The sequence below is a fragment of the Photobacterium lutimaris genome (assembly GCF_003025555.1).
Taxonomy (GTDB): domain Bacteria; phylum Pseudomonadota; class Gammaproteobacteria; order Enterobacterales; family Vibrionaceae; genus Photobacterium; species Photobacterium lutimaris.
In genome coordinates this window covers 13,209-29,036 of the sequence record NZ_PYMH01000016.1, presented here as the reverse complement: position 1 = coordinate 29,036, position 15,828 = coordinate 13,209, and the positions used below count along the sequence as shown (strand labels likewise).

At 49.3% G+C, this 15,828-nt stretch carries 14 protein-coding genes, 2 tRNA genes and 1 other RNA gene; 8 read left to right on the top strand and 9 right to left on the bottom strand.

The features are described from left to right. Positions 1-2: 2 nt before the first annotated feature. Positions 3-896, bottom strand: a complete 894-nt coding sequence (locus C9I99_RS23255) for a LysR family transcriptional regulator (RefSeq protein ID WP_208113373.1) — start codon at positions 894-896, stop codon at positions 3-5. Positions 897-1,034: 138 nt separating this feature from the next. Here C9I99_RS23255 and C9I99_RS23250 point away from each other — a divergent pair, with 138 nt between their 5' ends. Then, positions 1,035-2,012: a zinc-dependent alcohol dehydrogenase family protein gene (locus tag C9I99_RS23250; protein ID WP_107351217.1), complete on the top strand. Its 978-nt coding sequence runs from the start codon at positions 1,035-1,037 to the stop codon at positions 2,010-2,012. 54 nt (positions 2,013-2,066) lie between these two features. Here C9I99_RS23250 and C9I99_RS23245 read toward each other — a convergent pair whose 3' ends face one another. Further along, positions 2,067-2,624, bottom strand: a complete 558-nt coding sequence (locus C9I99_RS23245; RefSeq protein WP_107351216.1) for a nucleotidyltransferase family protein — start codon at positions 2,622-2,624, stop codon at positions 2,067-2,069. Positions 2,625-2,662: 38 nt separating this feature from the next. Next, positions 2,663-2,995 carry a tRNA-binding protein gene (locus C9I99_RS23240; protein ID WP_107351215.1) on the bottom strand — a complete coding sequence of 111 codons (333 nt, stop codon included), beginning with the start codon at positions 2,993-2,995 and terminating at the stop codon, positions 2,663-2,665. A gap of 335 nt (positions 2,996-3,330) precedes the next feature. On the opposite strand from C9I99_RS23240, the gene ebgR reads away from it, so the two are divergent. The 5 genes from ebgR (at position 3,331) to C9I99_RS23215 (ending at position 10,616) form a co-directional block, all read left to right on the top strand. Further along, positions 3,331-4,314 (top strand): transcriptional regulator EbgR, encoded by a 984-nt coding sequence (gene ebgR / locus C9I99_RS23235; protein ID WP_107351214.1) that lies wholly within the window; start codon positions 3,331-3,333, stop codon positions 4,312-4,314. 296 nt (positions 4,315-4,610) lie between these two features. Then, complete coding sequence (ebgA, locus tag C9I99_RS23230; RefSeq protein WP_107351213.1) at positions 4,611-7,721, top strand: beta-galactosidase subunit alpha; 3,111 nt, start codon at positions 4,611-4,613, stop codon at positions 7,719-7,721. 3 nt (positions 7,722-7,724) lie between these two features. Further along, positions 7,725-8,177, top strand: a complete 453-nt coding sequence (locus tag C9I99_RS23225; RefSeq protein WP_107351212.1) for a beta-galactosidase subunit beta — start codon at positions 7,725-7,727, stop codon at positions 8,175-8,177. Between the two features lie 100 nt (positions 8,178-8,277). After that, on the top strand, positions 8,278-9,708 hold the full coding sequence (locus tag C9I99_RS23220) for an amino acid permease (protein WP_107351211.1): 1,431 nt from the start codon (positions 8,278-8,280) through the stop codon (positions 9,706-9,708). Between the two features lie 233 nt (positions 9,709-9,941). Continuing rightward, a complete protein-coding gene (locus C9I99_RS23215; protein WP_107351210.1) occupies positions 9,942-10,616 on the top strand; it encodes a Crp/Fnr family transcriptional regulator in 675 nt (224 codons plus the stop codon). Positions 10,617-10,696: 80 nt separating this feature from the next. On the opposite strand, the gene tsgA is transcribed toward C9I99_RS23215, so the two are convergent. The 5 genes from tsgA to C9I99_RS23190 all read right to left on the bottom strand — a co-directional run bounded on the left by tsgA (position 10,697) and on the right by C9I99_RS23190 (position 13,802). After that, a complete protein-coding gene (gene tsgA, locus C9I99_RS23210; RefSeq protein ID WP_107351209.1) occupies positions 10,697-11,869 on the bottom strand; it encodes an MFS transporter TsgA in 1,173 nt (390 codons plus the stop codon). Positions 11,870-11,945: 76 nt separating this feature from the next. Then, the gene (deoD, locus tag C9I99_RS23205; RefSeq protein WP_107351208.1) at positions 11,946-12,653 is read right to left on the bottom strand and encodes a purine-nucleoside phosphorylase; all 708 of its coding nucleotides are present in this window, start codon (positions 12,651-12,653) and stop codon (positions 11,946-11,948) included. Positions 12,654-12,857: 204 nt separating this feature from the next. After that, positions 12,858-12,987: non-coding RNA, RtT sRNA (locus C9I99_RS23200), on the bottom strand. A 46-nt stretch (positions 12,988-13,033) separates the two neighbouring features. Continuing rightward, positions 13,034-13,124 (bottom strand) — tRNA-Ser (locus tag C9I99_RS23195). A 102-nt stretch (positions 13,125-13,226) separates the two neighbouring features. After that, entirely contained in the window at positions 13,227-13,802 is a 576-nt protein-coding gene (locus C9I99_RS23190; protein ID WP_107351207.1) for a dioxygenase family protein, read from the bottom strand. Between the two features lie 110 nt (positions 13,803-13,912). Here C9I99_RS23190 and C9I99_RS23185 point away from each other — a divergent pair, with 110 nt between their 5' ends. Together C9I99_RS23185 and C9I99_RS23180 are read left to right on the top strand one after the other, a co-directional pair. Further along, positions 13,913-14,275, top strand: a complete 363-nt coding sequence (locus C9I99_RS23185; protein ID WP_107351206.1) for a hypothetical protein — start codon at positions 13,913-13,915, stop codon at positions 14,273-14,275. A gap of 100 nt (positions 14,276-14,375) precedes the next feature. Beyond that, on the top strand, positions 14,376-15,548 hold the full coding sequence (locus tag C9I99_RS23180) for an iron-containing alcohol dehydrogenase (protein WP_208113372.1): 1,173 nt from the start codon (positions 14,376-14,378) through the stop codon (positions 15,546-15,548). A 186-nt stretch (positions 15,549-15,734) separates the two neighbouring features. Here the strand turns inward: C9I99_RS23180 and C9I99_RS23175 are convergent. Beyond that, a tRNA-Asp gene (locus tag C9I99_RS23175) sits at positions 15,735-15,811 on the bottom strand. Positions 15,812-15,828 lie beyond the last annotated feature (17 nt).

Genomic DNA, 15,828 nt, shown 5'->3' with positions numbered 1-15,828 from the left:
AGTTATGTTTTTTTACCGTGTATCTTTTCAACCAGATAGTCGATGAACACCCGCACCTTGGGTGATACCAACTCCCGCTTGAGGTAAATGGCATACGTCGCGGTTGATGTCGCCTGTGGACTAAAATGGTGATCAGCCAGCACTTGCTTCAACCTTCCATCCGCCAATTCATTGGCCACCGCCCAGTGCGGAATGAGTGCAATACCACAATGATTAAGCAGTAACTGCTTTTGACCATTCACCGTATTCACTTCAAGCCCTGCACCGATATTGAGCTTTTCCAACTCATCGCCCATCAGATACCAGTTCTGCCACCCCGCGTAACCATATCGAATGCATTGCTGCTCAGCCAAGGTAGCCGGAGACACCAGCTCTGGGGCTGCCTCAATATATTCAGGGCTGGCACATAGGATAAAGTCATTGTCCTGAAGTTTCCTGGCCACCAATGAGGAATCCGCCAGCTCACCACTTCGGATCGCCACATCAATATTATCTTCTATCAGATCGGTGACTCGCTCACTCAGCTCAAGGCGGATCTCAACGTCGGGGTAGCGCTGGCGAAATTCATTGATCAATGGCAGCACAACAGCCTCACCATATCCCACCGTTGAGCTGACCACCAACTTCCCTTTTGGGATCTCCTGCAGCTCATTGATCGTTCTGCGCGCCTCATCAAGGCTAGCAACTATATGTTGAGAAAAACTGTAGAACGTCTGCCCGGCCTCGGTAAGCGATACGGTTCGGGTATTGCGGTTAATCAACCTTACGCCGAGCTCTTTCTCCAGTGCCGCCAATTGGCGCGAAACTGAAGAAGGCTGGACATCAAACACTCGGCTGGTCTCGGAAATACTGCCGGTTTCCACCACAGCATTGAAATATTGCAGTCGTTTGATCATCTCTATCTCCAAGTAAGGAGAGGTATTCTACCTAAGCATACTTTGCATAAAAGACAAAATATACTTGTCTTTTGGTGCATGGATTGCAGTTAACGCAACCAATAGACTGACCCCGCTTCCAAACACGAGGGGACTACAATGAAAGCGATGATTATTGATTCACTAGGCGATGCCAATGTATTCCGACAGGTCGAACGTGATAGGCCCAAGGCAAGTGCAGGCCATTTGGTGCTCGAAGTAAAGGCGACCAGTGTCAATCCGCTTGATACCATGCTGCGCTCTGCCGAAACGCCATGGTCAGCCAACCTACCGGAAATCCTGCACGGTGATGTCGCTGGGGTCATCGTCGAAGTGGGCGAAGGCGTTGAGCAGTTCAGGGTTGGGGATGAAGTTTATGGCTGCGCTGGCGGCATTGCCGGTACACAAGGAGCGCTTGCCGAGTACATGCTGGTTGATGCTGATTTGATGGCGCACAAGCCTCAAATACTCTCAATGCGTGAAGCCGCTGCTCTGCCGCTGGTATCGATTACCGCATGGGAAGCGCTAGTAAGCAAAATGCATATTAAGCCCGGTGACAACGTTCTGATCCACGGTGCAACCGGCGGTGTCGGCCACATTGCGGTACAACTTGCTAAAGTGTTGGGGGCAACCGTTGCCACCACGTCTTTGGCTAGAAATATCGACCTTGCCCACACCCTAGGTGCCGACCAGGTGATCAATGCCGAGCAGCAATCGGTGGAGGATTACACCCAACAACTGACTGGCGGGTTGGGTTTTGACGCTATCTTCGACACCATTGCCGGGGACCACATCCAAAACAGCTTCAAGGCTGCCCGCTATAACGGGAAAGTGGCGACAATCCTGCCAATCAGCGATCCACTACAGGTGGCCCTCAAAGGACTGAGCTTCCATAGCGTATTGATGCCGATCCCTCTGGTTTATGGTATCAACCGCAAAGCACACGGTGAGATCCTTACTCATATCGCTAAATTAGTCGATGAAGGCCAGATCAAACCCATTGTTGACGAAAGCCAGTACAGTATCTGGGAAGTCAGCAAAGGCCACCAGCGCCTTGAGTCCAAACAAGCAACAGGTAAGGTTGTGCTAACAGCGTGATGACCTCCCCTCACTGGCCTTGTCAGTTGAGGGGCGTTTTTGTCTAGACCAATATTAAACCTCAAGGGCTGGCAACACCTGCAGCTTGGGCCACTGTTCAAGCCAATTTTTACAATTAACCCGATCGGCAAATAGGGAATGAGGCCGTTTCGGGTTTGGGGTTAATTCGAGTTCAAACAAGGACTCAAAACCAAAGGCCGCTATGCATTCATACTCCCCGAGGCTATTTAGCCGAACGCCAACGGCTGTTTCTTTCTCGGGCCAATAACCCATCGCATCCAGCGTACTCCGGTAGGGAGCATCACCATTACGATGATGCATCAACGCTTGGTTGCGCACCTGCCACTGGTGCCCCGGCAGCAATTGCGCTAATCGACGCTCATACTCAAGATACGGGCAGGGGCTGTCCTCATCCGGGTCGAAATAGACCACATCGAGATCATTAAGCGGTGTGGGCTCACTATAACCATGCAGGTGATCCCACACCAAATTACGGACAAAACCTGCCGCCAAATAGCATTGCGGCAGGTTAAGCAGCTGAACGCATTCCAGCGCCTTGCACCTGGCTTCATCTTGTTTAAGCCACTCAGAGATAAGCTCCGTTGCCCGCATCAATAATCCTTTCCTTAAAAGATGCCTAAAAAGATTCTTTAAACGATTTTGATCCCCGCCGGCATCGCGCGTTCGGGGGTAAGGAGTACACTTTCCGACTCATCGTCGGTTTCGGCACATAGCAGCATACACTCAGACGTTTCACCGCGCATCTTCGCTTTAGCCAGATTACACAGTACCACGACCTGCTTACCCATCAGCTCTTCTTCGGTGTAGTAAGGCACCAAGCTGGTCACTGTCTGCAGTGTGCGATCACCCACATCGATTTGGACAATATAGAGCTTGTCGGCGTTTTGGTGACGGGCCACCTCGATGATTTTACCCGTGCGGATCTCCAGCTTGGCGAAATCTGAGTAAGCGATAGTTTCCATTGCATATCCCCTTATCAAGTAAAGTTTACTAAAATCAATTTAACTTACCAGAAGCCACCAAGATGGCAAGCAGCCGCGTTCTTTTTTTGAGCTATACGCACACTGTAAAAACAAGCTGACGGTTAGGTAACAAATTATACTCATTAGAAATAGTTAAAAATTCAAGGTATACGTTAAATACCTTTGCGTCATCTATCGTCAGTTTAACCGTATACATCCACGCTTTATTTGAAATGATTTTAGTAAAACATGGAACTTCACAGTCTAGTTTGTTTACAATAACACGATTGATAGACCGCTCACGGTGAGTGAGCCTTGCCAATGGATACAAGTAAATGGCGACACTAAAAGACATCGCGGCGGAAGCGGGCGTATCTCTGGCGACAGTATCACGAGTACTCAACGATGACCCGACGCTAAGCGTTAAAGAAGAAACCAAGCACCGAATTCTCGAGATTGCCGAAAAGCTGGAATACAAAACCAGTACTGCTAAAGCGTCAGCGACCAACAAGAAACAACAACAGCATTTCATGGCTGTCTATAACTACAAGCAAGAAGCTGAAGTTAACGATCCTTACTACCTATCAATCCGATATGGTATTGAAACCCAGTGCAGCAAATTAGGTATTGAGTTAACCAACTGTTATAACGGAGAAATATCCAATGAACAGAGTAAGGTGAGCGGTATTATTTTAGTCGGGCGCAACAGCTCGAAAGTACTAAAAAAAATAAAGGCACTGTCGGACAACATCTGCTTTGTCGATTTCAGTGAGGCCAACTCTTCGTATGATTCTGTCGATATCGATCTGGCCCGAGTCAGCAAGGAAATCACGGACTTCTTCATCGCTCAGGGTTACCAGCGTATAGGCTTTATCGGCGGGCAAGACTTGCCGGATGTGGCCGACATCCGCGAGGAAGCCTTTGCCGAATACGGCCAACTCAAAGGTGTCGTCTCCAGCACTGACATCTACCGTGGGGAGTTTACGAGCTCTTCCGGCTATAAGCTGGCAAAAAAAATGCTTGCGAGCGGTGATTACCCGGCAGCTTTATTTGTTGCCTCTGATTCAATCGCCATCGGGGTATTGCGGGCGATTCATGAGCACGGCCTACGGATCCCCGATGACATTGCCTTAATCAGTGTCAATGATATCCCAACAGCGAAGTTTACCTTCCCATCACTGTCTACCGTTCGTATTCACTCTGAAATGATGGGTATTCAAGGGGTGAACTTGCTGGTTGAAAAAATCCGCGATGGTAGAACATTGCCGCTGCAGGTGTATGTGCCAAGCAAACTAAAGCTGCGCGATACCACCAAGTAACGCCTTCTTTTACCTGTAATCATATAAAGCGCTGAATATCAGCGCTTTTTTATTATTTATACTTACCTCTCCACGCTCAATCGACTTCCCACATCACACGCCAACCGCCCTTCTGAGTTTTCTTAATCGCCATCACACTATTGAGTACAAGAACGTTTAAAACCGTGATCAAGTTAAAGCATCCATGTTTTACCGATTCTATTTAGTAAAACTTTTACTAAACTAGATATCAAGTTACCTGATCAACATCCTGGTCATGGCAGAAAAATACATCGGTATCGAACCGGAGGCATTTCGTGAACAATTGGGAAAACTTCCTTCACCTACATGAGAACCGTCTTGCACCACGTGCATACTTCTTCTCATACAACTCCCTAGCCAGCGCGCAGACTTTCCAGCGTGAACTCAGCAGCCACTTCATGCTGCTAAGCGGGCAATGGCAGTTCCACTATTTTAATCACCCTTTACGGGTGCCAGAAGAGTTTTACTCGCGTCCAATGTGCGACTGGGACCAAATTACGGTACCGAACATGTGGCAAATGGAAGGCCACGGTGATCTGCAATACACCGACGAGGGCTTCCCGTTCCCGATAGATGTCCCTTTCGTCCCTAGCGATAACCCGACCGGTGCTTACCAGCGTACTTTCACGCTTGGCGCAAACTGGCAGGACAAACAAACCATCATCAAATTCGATGGCGTCGAAACCTACTTCGAAGTGTATGTTAACGGTAATTATGTTGGTTTTAGCAAGGGCAGCCGACTGACGGCCGAGTTTGATGTCAGCCAATATGTTCAGCAAGGTGACAACCTGCTATCAGTCCGGGTAATGCAATGGGCCGATTCGACCTATATCGAAGATCAGGATATGTGGTGGACTGCCGGGATCTTCCGCGATGTCTACCTTGTCGGAAAAGAGCAGGTGCACGTCCAAGATTTCACCGTTCGTACGGATTTTGCCGATGACTACCAGCAAGCCACGCTGTCTTGCACGGCAGAGATTGAAAACCTCTCAGCACTGCAGGCTTCAGGGTATGCTCTCGAATATGCGCTTTACGATGAAGGCCAAATCATTGACGAGGGAGTATGCTCCCACCTGACTATCGATGCCAATTCACAGGCACAGACACAATTTGCTCTTGAGCTCGATAACCCGACTCACTGGACGGCAGAAAACCCTTACCTGTACCAACTCGTACTGACGCTGAAAGACAACCTCGGCAATACCTTGGAGATCATCCCGCAGCGTGTTGGCTTCCGCGATATCAAAGTGCGCGACGGCCTGTTCTACATCAACAATCAGTACGTCATGCTGCATGGTGTCAACCGCCATGACAATGATCACCTTAAAGGCCGTGCTGTGGGTATGGATCGCATCGAAAAAGATCTGATCCTGATGAAACAGCACAATATCAACTCGGTGCGTACCGCCCATTACCCTAACGATCCACGCTTTTACGAGCTGTGTGATATCTACGGCCTGTTCGTGATGGCTGAGACCGATGTCGAAACCCATGGCTTTGCCAATGTTGGCGATCTGAGCCGTATCACCAACGATGCAGCGTGGGAGAGCGTGTTTGTTGATCGCGCCGTGCGCCATGTTCATGCCCAGAAGAATCACCCGTCCATCATCATGTGGTCAATGGGTAACGAGTCCGGTTACGGCTGCAACATCCGTTCGATGACCGCTGCAACGAAAGCGATTGATGACACCCGTTTGGTGCACTATGAAGAAGATCGCGATGCAGAAGTGGTGGATGTGATTTCTACCATGTATTCCCGCGCCCAGCTGATGAACTACTTCGGCGAACACCCGCACGAGAAGCCTCGCATTATCTGTGAATATGCCCATGCCATGGGTAACGGACCGGGTGGCCTGACCGAATACCAGAACGTGTTCTACCAGCATGACCATATCCAAGGCCATTACGTATGGGAATGGTGTGATCACGGTATTCTCGCTCGTGATGAAAACGGCACCGAGTTCTACAAATATGGTGGCGACTACGGTGACTACCCAAATAACTACAACTTCTGTATGGATGGCTTGATCTACCCAGACCAAACACCGGGACCGGGCCTGAAAGAGTACAAACAAGTCATTGCGCCAGTGAAAATCCGTGCTGTTGATGAGCTGGCTGGCAAATTCCTCATCGAGAACAAGCTGTGGTTCTCCGATCTGAATGATTACACCATCACCGCCGATGTGCGTGCAGAAGGTGAAACCCTTCGTACGGTGCAATTTAAGGTCGAAGATCTTGCGGCAAACTCTGCCCGTGAAATCACTATCGTGATTCCAAAATTGGACCAGCGTGAAGTGTTCATCAACTTCACAGTACGCAAAGACAGCCGCACGCTGTATAGCGAAGCCAACCATGAGATCGCGGTATACCAGCACCAGCTAAAAGAAAACACGGCTAGCGAAGCCAAATTCAGCACGAACAACGCAACACCGTTAGTGGTTGAAGAAAGCCGCCTTAATACGCTGATCTCAGGTAATAACTTCGCGCTTAACTTCTCCAAAATTAACGGCAAGCTCACATCCTGGGTAGTCAATGGCGAAGAGCTGATCAAGTCAGAGCCAAAACTTAACTTCTTCAAGCCAATGATCGATAACCACAAGCAGGAGCACGAAGGCTTGTGGGAGCCTGCGCACCTACAGATTATGCAGGAGCACTTCCGCACTATCGACGTGGTCGAGCAAGCAAACGGCGTTGAGATCACCACCACCAGCATCATTGCCCCACCGGTATTTGATTTCGGCATGCGCTGTGAATATCGCTATCAGATCAACCCGGAAGGCCAACTCAATATTGAGCTAAGCGGCGAGCGCTACGGTGATTACCCGCATGTCATTCCGGTCATCGGTCTGGATTTGGGGATCAATGGCGATTTTGATCAAGTGAAATACTACGGCCGCGGTCCTGAAGAAAACTATCAAGACAGCCAGCAGGCGAACCTGATTGACGTCTACCAAACTAGCGTTGCCGATATGTTCGAGAACTACCCATTCCCGCAGAACAACGGTAACCGCCAGCACATTCGCTGGGCAGCGCTTACCAACCGCCACGGGGCTGGCCTACTGGTGAAACCACAGCAGGAAATCAACTTCAGCGCATGGTTCTACACCAACCAGAATCTGCACCAAGCCCAGCACACCATTGAGTTGGTCAAAAGCGGCTATATCACCCTGAACCTTGACCACAAGCTGATGGGCTTGGGCTCCAACTCTTGGGGTAGCGAAGTGCTCGACTCCTACCGTGTCTACATGGATGAGTTCCGCTACGGCTTAACCTTGTTGCCGTTGCAGGCCGGAGATTGCAGCGCGCAGATGATGGCAAACCATGACTTTGGCAACGGCTTCTTTACCGTCCCAGCCGAACTAACCCAACCAGTAAACGAGGCGTAAATCATGATCGTGCTAGAGAGCCTAGAGCAATTCAAAGTGGTATACCGCGATGGCCGTAAATGGAACCGCTGCGTCGAAGCGATTGAAAACATCGCCAACATCAAAGATGGCGTAATGTATTCCATCGGCGATTCACTGGTTTACATGGTTGAAGACGGTATTGCCCGCCATACCGAAACCTTTGAAGGCAACCGCCGTTACTTCGATGTCCACTACTACCTAGAAGGAAGGGAAACCGTTGAGTTCGCGGCCAAGCCCGACCTTACCTGTACCCAGGCCTATCGGGATGAAACAGACCGCGAATATTTTACCGGACACGGTGAATGTTGCGAACTGCATGAAGGGCAGATTGCCATTTTTGACAACGGTAAAGCTTACCGCTTTGTCGGTGATAACCGGGTCCGCAAAGTCGTACTCAAAGTCACGATAGAAGATGGTTATTTCCTGAACAAATAAACAGATAACGATAAGAGGGCTTGGTGCTCCCAAGCCCTTATATAACAACACGCTTAATAGCATTTAACTGTATAATTGACGTGATTCACAGGAGGACACAATGTCTGAATCCTTACGCGGCACGATTGGCAAGTTTGCGTTGCTATCGATGACGTTTGCTGCCGTCTTTAACGTGCGCAACATCGTTAACAACAACATTGAACTGGGCCTGAGTTCTGCACCTATCTTTTTACTCGCAACCATTGTCTATTTCATTCCGTTTGTCTTCATTATTTCTGAGTTTGTATCAGCGAATAAGCACTCGGAATCGGGGATGTATGACTGGCTGAAAAAGCCACTGGGCAGCAAAGCGGCTTATCTTGGCTCGTTCCTCTACTGGTTTGTGAACCTGTTCTGGTTTGTCTCGCTGCTACCGAATGTTATCGCCTATGCGTCCTACGCCATGCTGGGTTATGAGTACACCTTCTCACCAATGATCACCTCATTGATCTCTATCGTGCTGTTTGCTGCCGCGACCCACATTTCTACGAAAGGGGCATCTTGGCTAGGTAAAATCTCTGAAATCGTTGCTTATGGTGTGTTTGCCCTATTCGGTATCTATGTGCTTGGCGCATTGATGGCACTAAGTGGCGGTGACTACACCCCTGCAGAGCCCATCACCATGGAAGCAATGACCCCAACCATCAACTGGGCAACACTGGGTATCATGTGTTGGATCTTCCAAGCAGCCGGTGGTGCTGAAACGGCAGCGGCTTACCTGAAAGATGTAAAAGGCGGCCAGAAAGCCTTTATTAAAGTCATTATTGCAGCTGGTGTTCTGATTGGTGCGATGTACGCTGTCGGCTCACTACTGGTTAACGTCTTCGTCGCCCGAGAAGATCTGACTTATGCTGGCGGTATGGTCGAAATCTTTACCGGCATGGCGAACTACTTCGAGATCTCACAAGCACTGGTTGGCCGCTTTGTCGGTATCATCCTGTTTATCGCGATGTTCGGTTCTATGATGATGTGGACAGCCGCACCGGTGAAAATCCACTTCTCTGAGATTCCAAAAGGCGTTTACGGTGAAAAAACCACAGAGCTTAATGAGCACGGTGTACCGGTTCGCGCCGCTTGGTGGCAATTCGCTTTCGTTGTTGTCATGCTAGTTGTAAACGGCTTTGGTTCAGAGTCTGTACAAGACATGATGAACCAAGCTATCAACCTGACAGCAGGTACGGCAATGCTACCGCCAATCTTCATCATGGTGGCCTACTTCGTGTTCCGCCTAAAGTATGACGATACCCCACGTGACTTCCGCATGGGCTCTCGCAAAACAGGTATGACTATTGTTTCGGTATTGATTGCAATCTTTGTTGTAAGCATGACGGCATCAGCCTTCCCGACCGGCGTTAACCTCGTCCGTGCGTTCTTCATCAACGTCTTTATGACCGCGGTATTCTCGGGTATTGCATGGTGGTGGATATCTCGCTTTGAAAAAAAGCAGGCAAGTAAAAACATTGCCACTGAGCAAAAGGCCGTGACTCAGTAAAGACACAACTCGTTAAAGAAATATCCCAACGATAAAGACGACAAAGCCCGCAGTGAAAGCTGCGGGCTTTTATATTTTATCTGCTCAGAAATCATCGAACGCTTGGCTTTAAGAATGAGGTCACATTCGGCTCAAGCACACGCCGTCAGTCAAGGCCATACTGCTATAAGAGGTCCCCTTATTTTGTGATAGCATGCTGTCAAAATGCTGAAGCCAGTATTCAAGGTAACGAAATGCAACTACAAACCCTAGGCAAAGGACGTTTTGAGTCGGAATGGAATCAGGATAAGCAACTCATCGAGCAAACGATTCGAGATTGTATCTGTGCGCGCCGTATTTTTGATGAAAACGAGAAGCTCCTTACCCAAGGCGAACATGTCGAAAACTTATACCTTGTCGATTCAGGCCGGATTTCGATGGGCGTGACAGCCAGCAACGGCAAGACATTTTTACTCGGCACACTTGAGTGCGAGCAGCAGCTGTTCGGTGAGATGGAGTTCTTCACGGGATACCGTTGCCAAATGGATATTGTGCCTGTCGAACCTGTCGACGTTGCCATCATCGATGCCCAAAAGTTGCAGCGCTGCCTGCTCGAGCAACCGCGCCTCTCGCTCTATTTTGCCAGTGCTATCGCGATCGATTACCAAGATACGGTAGAGATCCTTTCTCGGCGATTGCTCTATCCCATAACTTACAACGTGGCGTATGATATTTATCATCACCATCTCAATGATCTACCCGTGGACGGCTTTCAAAAGAACTACCTTGAAGCAGAGCGATTTGCCACCTCTGATCGTGTATACCGGCGTGCGGTCAAAGAGTTGGAAAGCAAAGGCTTTATCGCCAAAGAAAAGAAAGGATTACGCATTCTCGATTTAGAGGGGTTGCGTGCGTTCGTTGAGGAGTAGCGGCGTGATGTTTTGCCAAAGGTTGACATAAAAAAAGGTCTGCACCATGCAGACCTTTTTGCTGTATCCAATCAATACCGTTAAGCCGTTTGAGCTGGGCTCGCGTCTACCGCTTTGTATTTCATCGAAGCGACTAGCATGGCAACAATCACCGCGTAAATAACCGGAATAGAGTACATTACCGTTTGCAGCCCAACCACACTTTCCAATACCGAGCTAATTGCTGGGCTGAACATCGCACCTGCACTGCCACTGATCAGGATATAAGAAACGTTTTTGCTGGTTGCATTACGTACGAAAGATACACCGTAAGCGATAAAGGCATTGTACAGCGCCGCACACGCAAATCCGTAACCGTAGGTTAGGTAAGAGAGCCACTCTAGTTTCTCGGTTGTGACAATAACGCTTGTGATCACCATCGCCACAGTGATGATGGTCAACAGGAAGGTTTGGATCTTCATGCGAGACACAATCACAGTCGAAACCAATGCACCAACCAGTGCGGCCGACCAGTATTGGGTGATAATGTTACCTGCTTGTTCAAACGGGATGTCGAATTTCGTCTGCACGAACATCGGTGCCCATGTCAGGAAAGTGTACAGCGCCAGCATTCCAAGAAATAAACCTACACCACCGCTGATGATGCCGAAGTTCCACTCAGATTTTTCTTCTTGCTCTGTGCTGCTGTCACCGCTGCATGAGTTGAAGTTGGTCAGCAGGGCAACAAACATGGTCGCTAACGCCACCACCCCCACACTTAGGTAGCTGATGCTCCAGTTCATTGCGTTAGTCAATGCATAGGTGGTGATCATCGGGAACACGACACCGGCAATGTTGAATGTCGCGTCTTGCACCACCAGCATGGTACTTTGGATTTTGTCTTTCCATACAGACACCACGATAGTACCCGCAATACAAAGACCAACACCGCCGCAGAAACCAATTACCGTCATGCACAGCATCACGATAAATAGTGAAGGCGCAGCGTATAAAATCAAGGCTGCCAGCGCAATTACACCATAGCACAGCACCGTTATGCGCTTAATCCCAATTTTTTCGATCAGGAAGAAGGCGGCCACAGTACCGGCCAGCGCTCCCCCATTTAATAACGAGAAAATCGAGGCGACTTCGTTTACATTGGCATTGAATGCATTGGCGATAGGTTGGATCAGCATGCCAAACTGAGTGGCAAAGCCTGCCATAATAAAGTTGGCAAGGAAGCTGATCGCAGTGAGTGTCATTTTATTTTTCATTGTTCACTCCAAGGGCTCATTGAAGAGATGTTCTTTATATAATGGAGGGCCGAACCTGCCAGCCCTCAGTGTAGGGTTAAGCCTTTATTGCGGTTTCTAGGGCAATTTCAATCATATTATTGAATGAAAGCTGGCGTTCTTCCGCCGTAGTTTCTTCGCCCGTGATGCAATGGTCTGAAACCGTGAGAATTGCCAGAGACTCGATACCATACTGGTGCGCAAGGCCGTACAAGCCCGCCACTTCCATATCGACACCCAGCACCCCAAAGCGCTCCAGTGCTGGGATCAAATCATCGTCTGGATCGTAATAAAGATCACCGGTAAACACGTTGCCGACCTTGACATCAATGCCCTTCTCTTTCGCCGACATGTAGGCATGGTGCAGCAACTCAAACGTTGCCGACGTCGCCATATGGTAACCGCTGCTGCGCTTGGCGTTGGTTGGAGAATCGGTGCCTGCAGCTTGAGCCAGAATCACATCACGCATGTGCACATCTTTCTGTGTTGCGCCCACGCTGCCGATACGAATAATGCGTTTGACACCAAAGTCATTAATCAGCTCATGACCATACAGCACCATGGAAGGTATCCCCATGCCGTGACCCATTACCGAAATACGCTGACCTTTGTAGTAGCCGGTGTAACCGAGCATGTTGCGGATGTCCGTCACTAGCTTTACATCTTCAAGGTAAGTTTCAGCAATGTATTTAGCACGCAGCGGATCGCCCGGCATGATAACGGTTGAAGCAAAATCGTCTGCAGAACCTGCGATATGAGCAGTCATAATTGTTTCCTCGTTCGTTCTAATGCAGCCATCATAATGAAGAGGATGAAGAAAGTTTCAGGACAAAAGTCCGCTTTAGGCGGCTAGTCTCTCAAATTTGACGGGTTACGCCTGGTGGGCTGGTGGGTACGTGTATACGCAGCAGGTTAGCGTGGCGCTAAAACGAAAAAGGCCCCGTCTTTCGACGAGGCCTTTTTCTTAATGTGGCGGAGAGATAGGGATTTACTTCGCCCGGCGGGCCGTTGCTTTACAGCGCCTTCGGCTAGCAACGTTGTCTCGCTTCGCTCGGCTGAACCCTGTCTAAGGTTCTTCACCCTACCCCTTTCTTTGCCAAGCAACAGATGTAAAAAAGCCAGCAGTTAAGCTGGCTTTTCTAAATTTGGCGGAGAGATAGGGATTTGAACCCTAGATACGCTACAAACGTATGCCGGTTTTCAAGACCGGTGCTTTCAACCACTCAGCCATCTCTCCTTTGTGCGGCGTATAATATAGAGCCCTTAGGGCATTGTAAATACCCTAAAAGTCCGACTGCTCACAATACCGCCAACTTTCTGAATATTGAGAAATAACCGCTCAAGTAACAACAATAAAATCAAATTCTCCGACAACGCCACCCGATAATTCTTTGGGCTCAAACTGAAGATACTGACGCTCACGCCCTCCCCACCACTCATTTCCCGTCTGGCCGTTGAGATAAAGCTGGGTAGTCAGCAGTTCATTGTCCCCTCGCCAAAGCTTCACATGAATATGCGGCGGACGACCGGTATAAGGCACGGGGTGTATAGTGCGAAACTGATATTGGCCTTCCTTATCCGTTACTACGGCACCAAAGCCCGCAAAATGGCGGTCAAATGATTGGTTATTTGGCTGCTGCGGGTGAGCGTATACCCCTTCGCCGTCACACTGCCAAATTTCTATCTTGATACCAGATAACGGCAGCCCTTGAACATCCAATACACGCCCCTGCAGCGCTATCGGCTCTCCGGCTAAACCTTGTTCCTGCAAAACCAAATTGGCTCTCATTGGGATTGGCACAACTGGGTAGAATGGTCCCTCAGCCTGTGCCGGGGTGACAATATAAGGTTGTTTTGCCCAAATCGGTTTCACGAACAACATCGACCACAATGCCAAAAAGTGCCGCCTCTTCATCACCTTTTCTCCCTTCGCTGACTTACTTACAGTGTGGCAGCCAATGGACAATTTTCCTGTCCATTATCTTCAGCCTGTGCCACGCTAATAAAAAACCAACAGGAACAGAAATGACGCTCTCCCATGCAGCACTCGTTATACCCGCACACATGCTACCCGGGGGCATATCGCCAATAGCGCATGAGTTTGGCTTTGAACATGTTGAGAAAAAACGCTTAGAACACAGTGATGCTATCGCCTTGACCCAGTTTACCTTTCACTCACCCCTCATCGAACATAGCGGTTCAGATACCGATAAAACCTTCGACAGTGCAACCAAGCATTTTCTCTGGCATCTTGCCAAAGGCACCCCCTATCAAATCACCAAGTCATTCAGCGATGGCAGCCAAAATATCAAAAGCTACCTCTATCGTAACAACAGGCTAACTTCGCAAGCTTCCCCTCTGGCAGAGCTATTAGCTATCAGCCAATAAGCACATGGCATCATATTTTCGCTTAACTATGAAGCATATCCCATACACGCATAGTCAACTCTGATTATAATTCAAACACGTGTTTAAAAGGATGTTAACTATGTTGCTCTACAAAACGGTTGTCGGAATCAATAAACAGCTCAATAAATTAATCACAATTCCGTTCCCCCAACTGGAAATGGGTGCCGATAGCGTAGCCAATGCGGGTGCCCTCATGGCATCGAAAAACGCAAAAAAAGTGCTCATCGTTACCGATGCGATGGTTCACTCCCTCGGCTTAACAGCTTCGCTTTGCGAATCGCTGAAAGCACAGGGGATTGAGTTTGTCATCTATGACGAGGTCAAACCCAATCCAACTATCGCCAACGTGGCGATAGGGGCCGATTTGTTCAAAGAGCAAGGATGCAATGCCATTATTGCTATCGGTGGGGGCTCGCCAATTGATTGCGCCAAGGCCATTGGTGCGAAAATTGTTCGGGATAAACCGGTTCGTCGGCTGGCCGGTAAGTTGAAGATCAGGAAGAAATTACCGCCATTTATGGCGATACCTACGACGGCGGGCACAGGCTCAGAAGCGACTGTCGCTGCAGTGGTATCCGACCCGAGCGCACGGGAAAAATTTGCCATTGTCGATCCGGCCATACTGCCTGACTTTGCGCTGATCGATCCCAAACTCATGGTCGGCCTACCAAAGCCGATTACGGCAGCAACCGGTATGGATGCACTAACCCACGCTGTCGAATCCTTTATTGGCACATACCACACCCCGCTTACCGACAAGTATGCGACCCAGGCAACCGAGAGAATCTTCTCGTATTTAACGACCGCTTTTGAAGATGGGAATCACCTCGAAGCCAGGGAGCAAATGGCCATCGCTTCTTATGAAGCAGGATGTGCCTTTACCCGAGCCTACGTCGGCTATGTTCATGCCTTTGCCCATCAACTGGGCGGAATGTACAACATTCCTCACGGCCTTGCTAATGCAGTGTTACTGCCCAAGGTGCTGAGCTTATTGAAGCCTCACTGCGAGGAACGATTAGCATTACTTGCCGAAGTGATCGGACTGAGCACTGCAGAAGAGTTTATCGAAGCGGTCAGCAATCTTAATACCCAGCTGGAAATTCCCACCTCTTTCCCAGAGCTAAAAGAAGATGAGATCCCATTGATCACCCAACGTGCGCTTGCCGAAGCACATGGTACCTACCCTGTCCCTGGATACCTCATCCAGCAGCAAGGTGAGGCGCTGCTCACTCAGTTTCTTGAGCAATCCTAGCCCCTCCAAAACCAACGCATACAACGAAGCCCCAGCATTTCTTCGGGGACGCCCAGTCTGAGGCTTCGTTGTAGTGGCGGAGCGGCCGGGCTTGCGTCCAAGCGGGACTCATCAGTCCGAAGGACTGACGCCTATGTTCAACGCAAACAAAAAAGCCCTTGTCTTTCGACAAGGGCTTCAGTGTAGTGGCGGAGCGGACGGGACTCGAACCCGCGACCCCCGGCGTGACAGGCCGGTATTCTAACCAACTGAACTACCGCTCCAATTCTTTGTAAAGCTC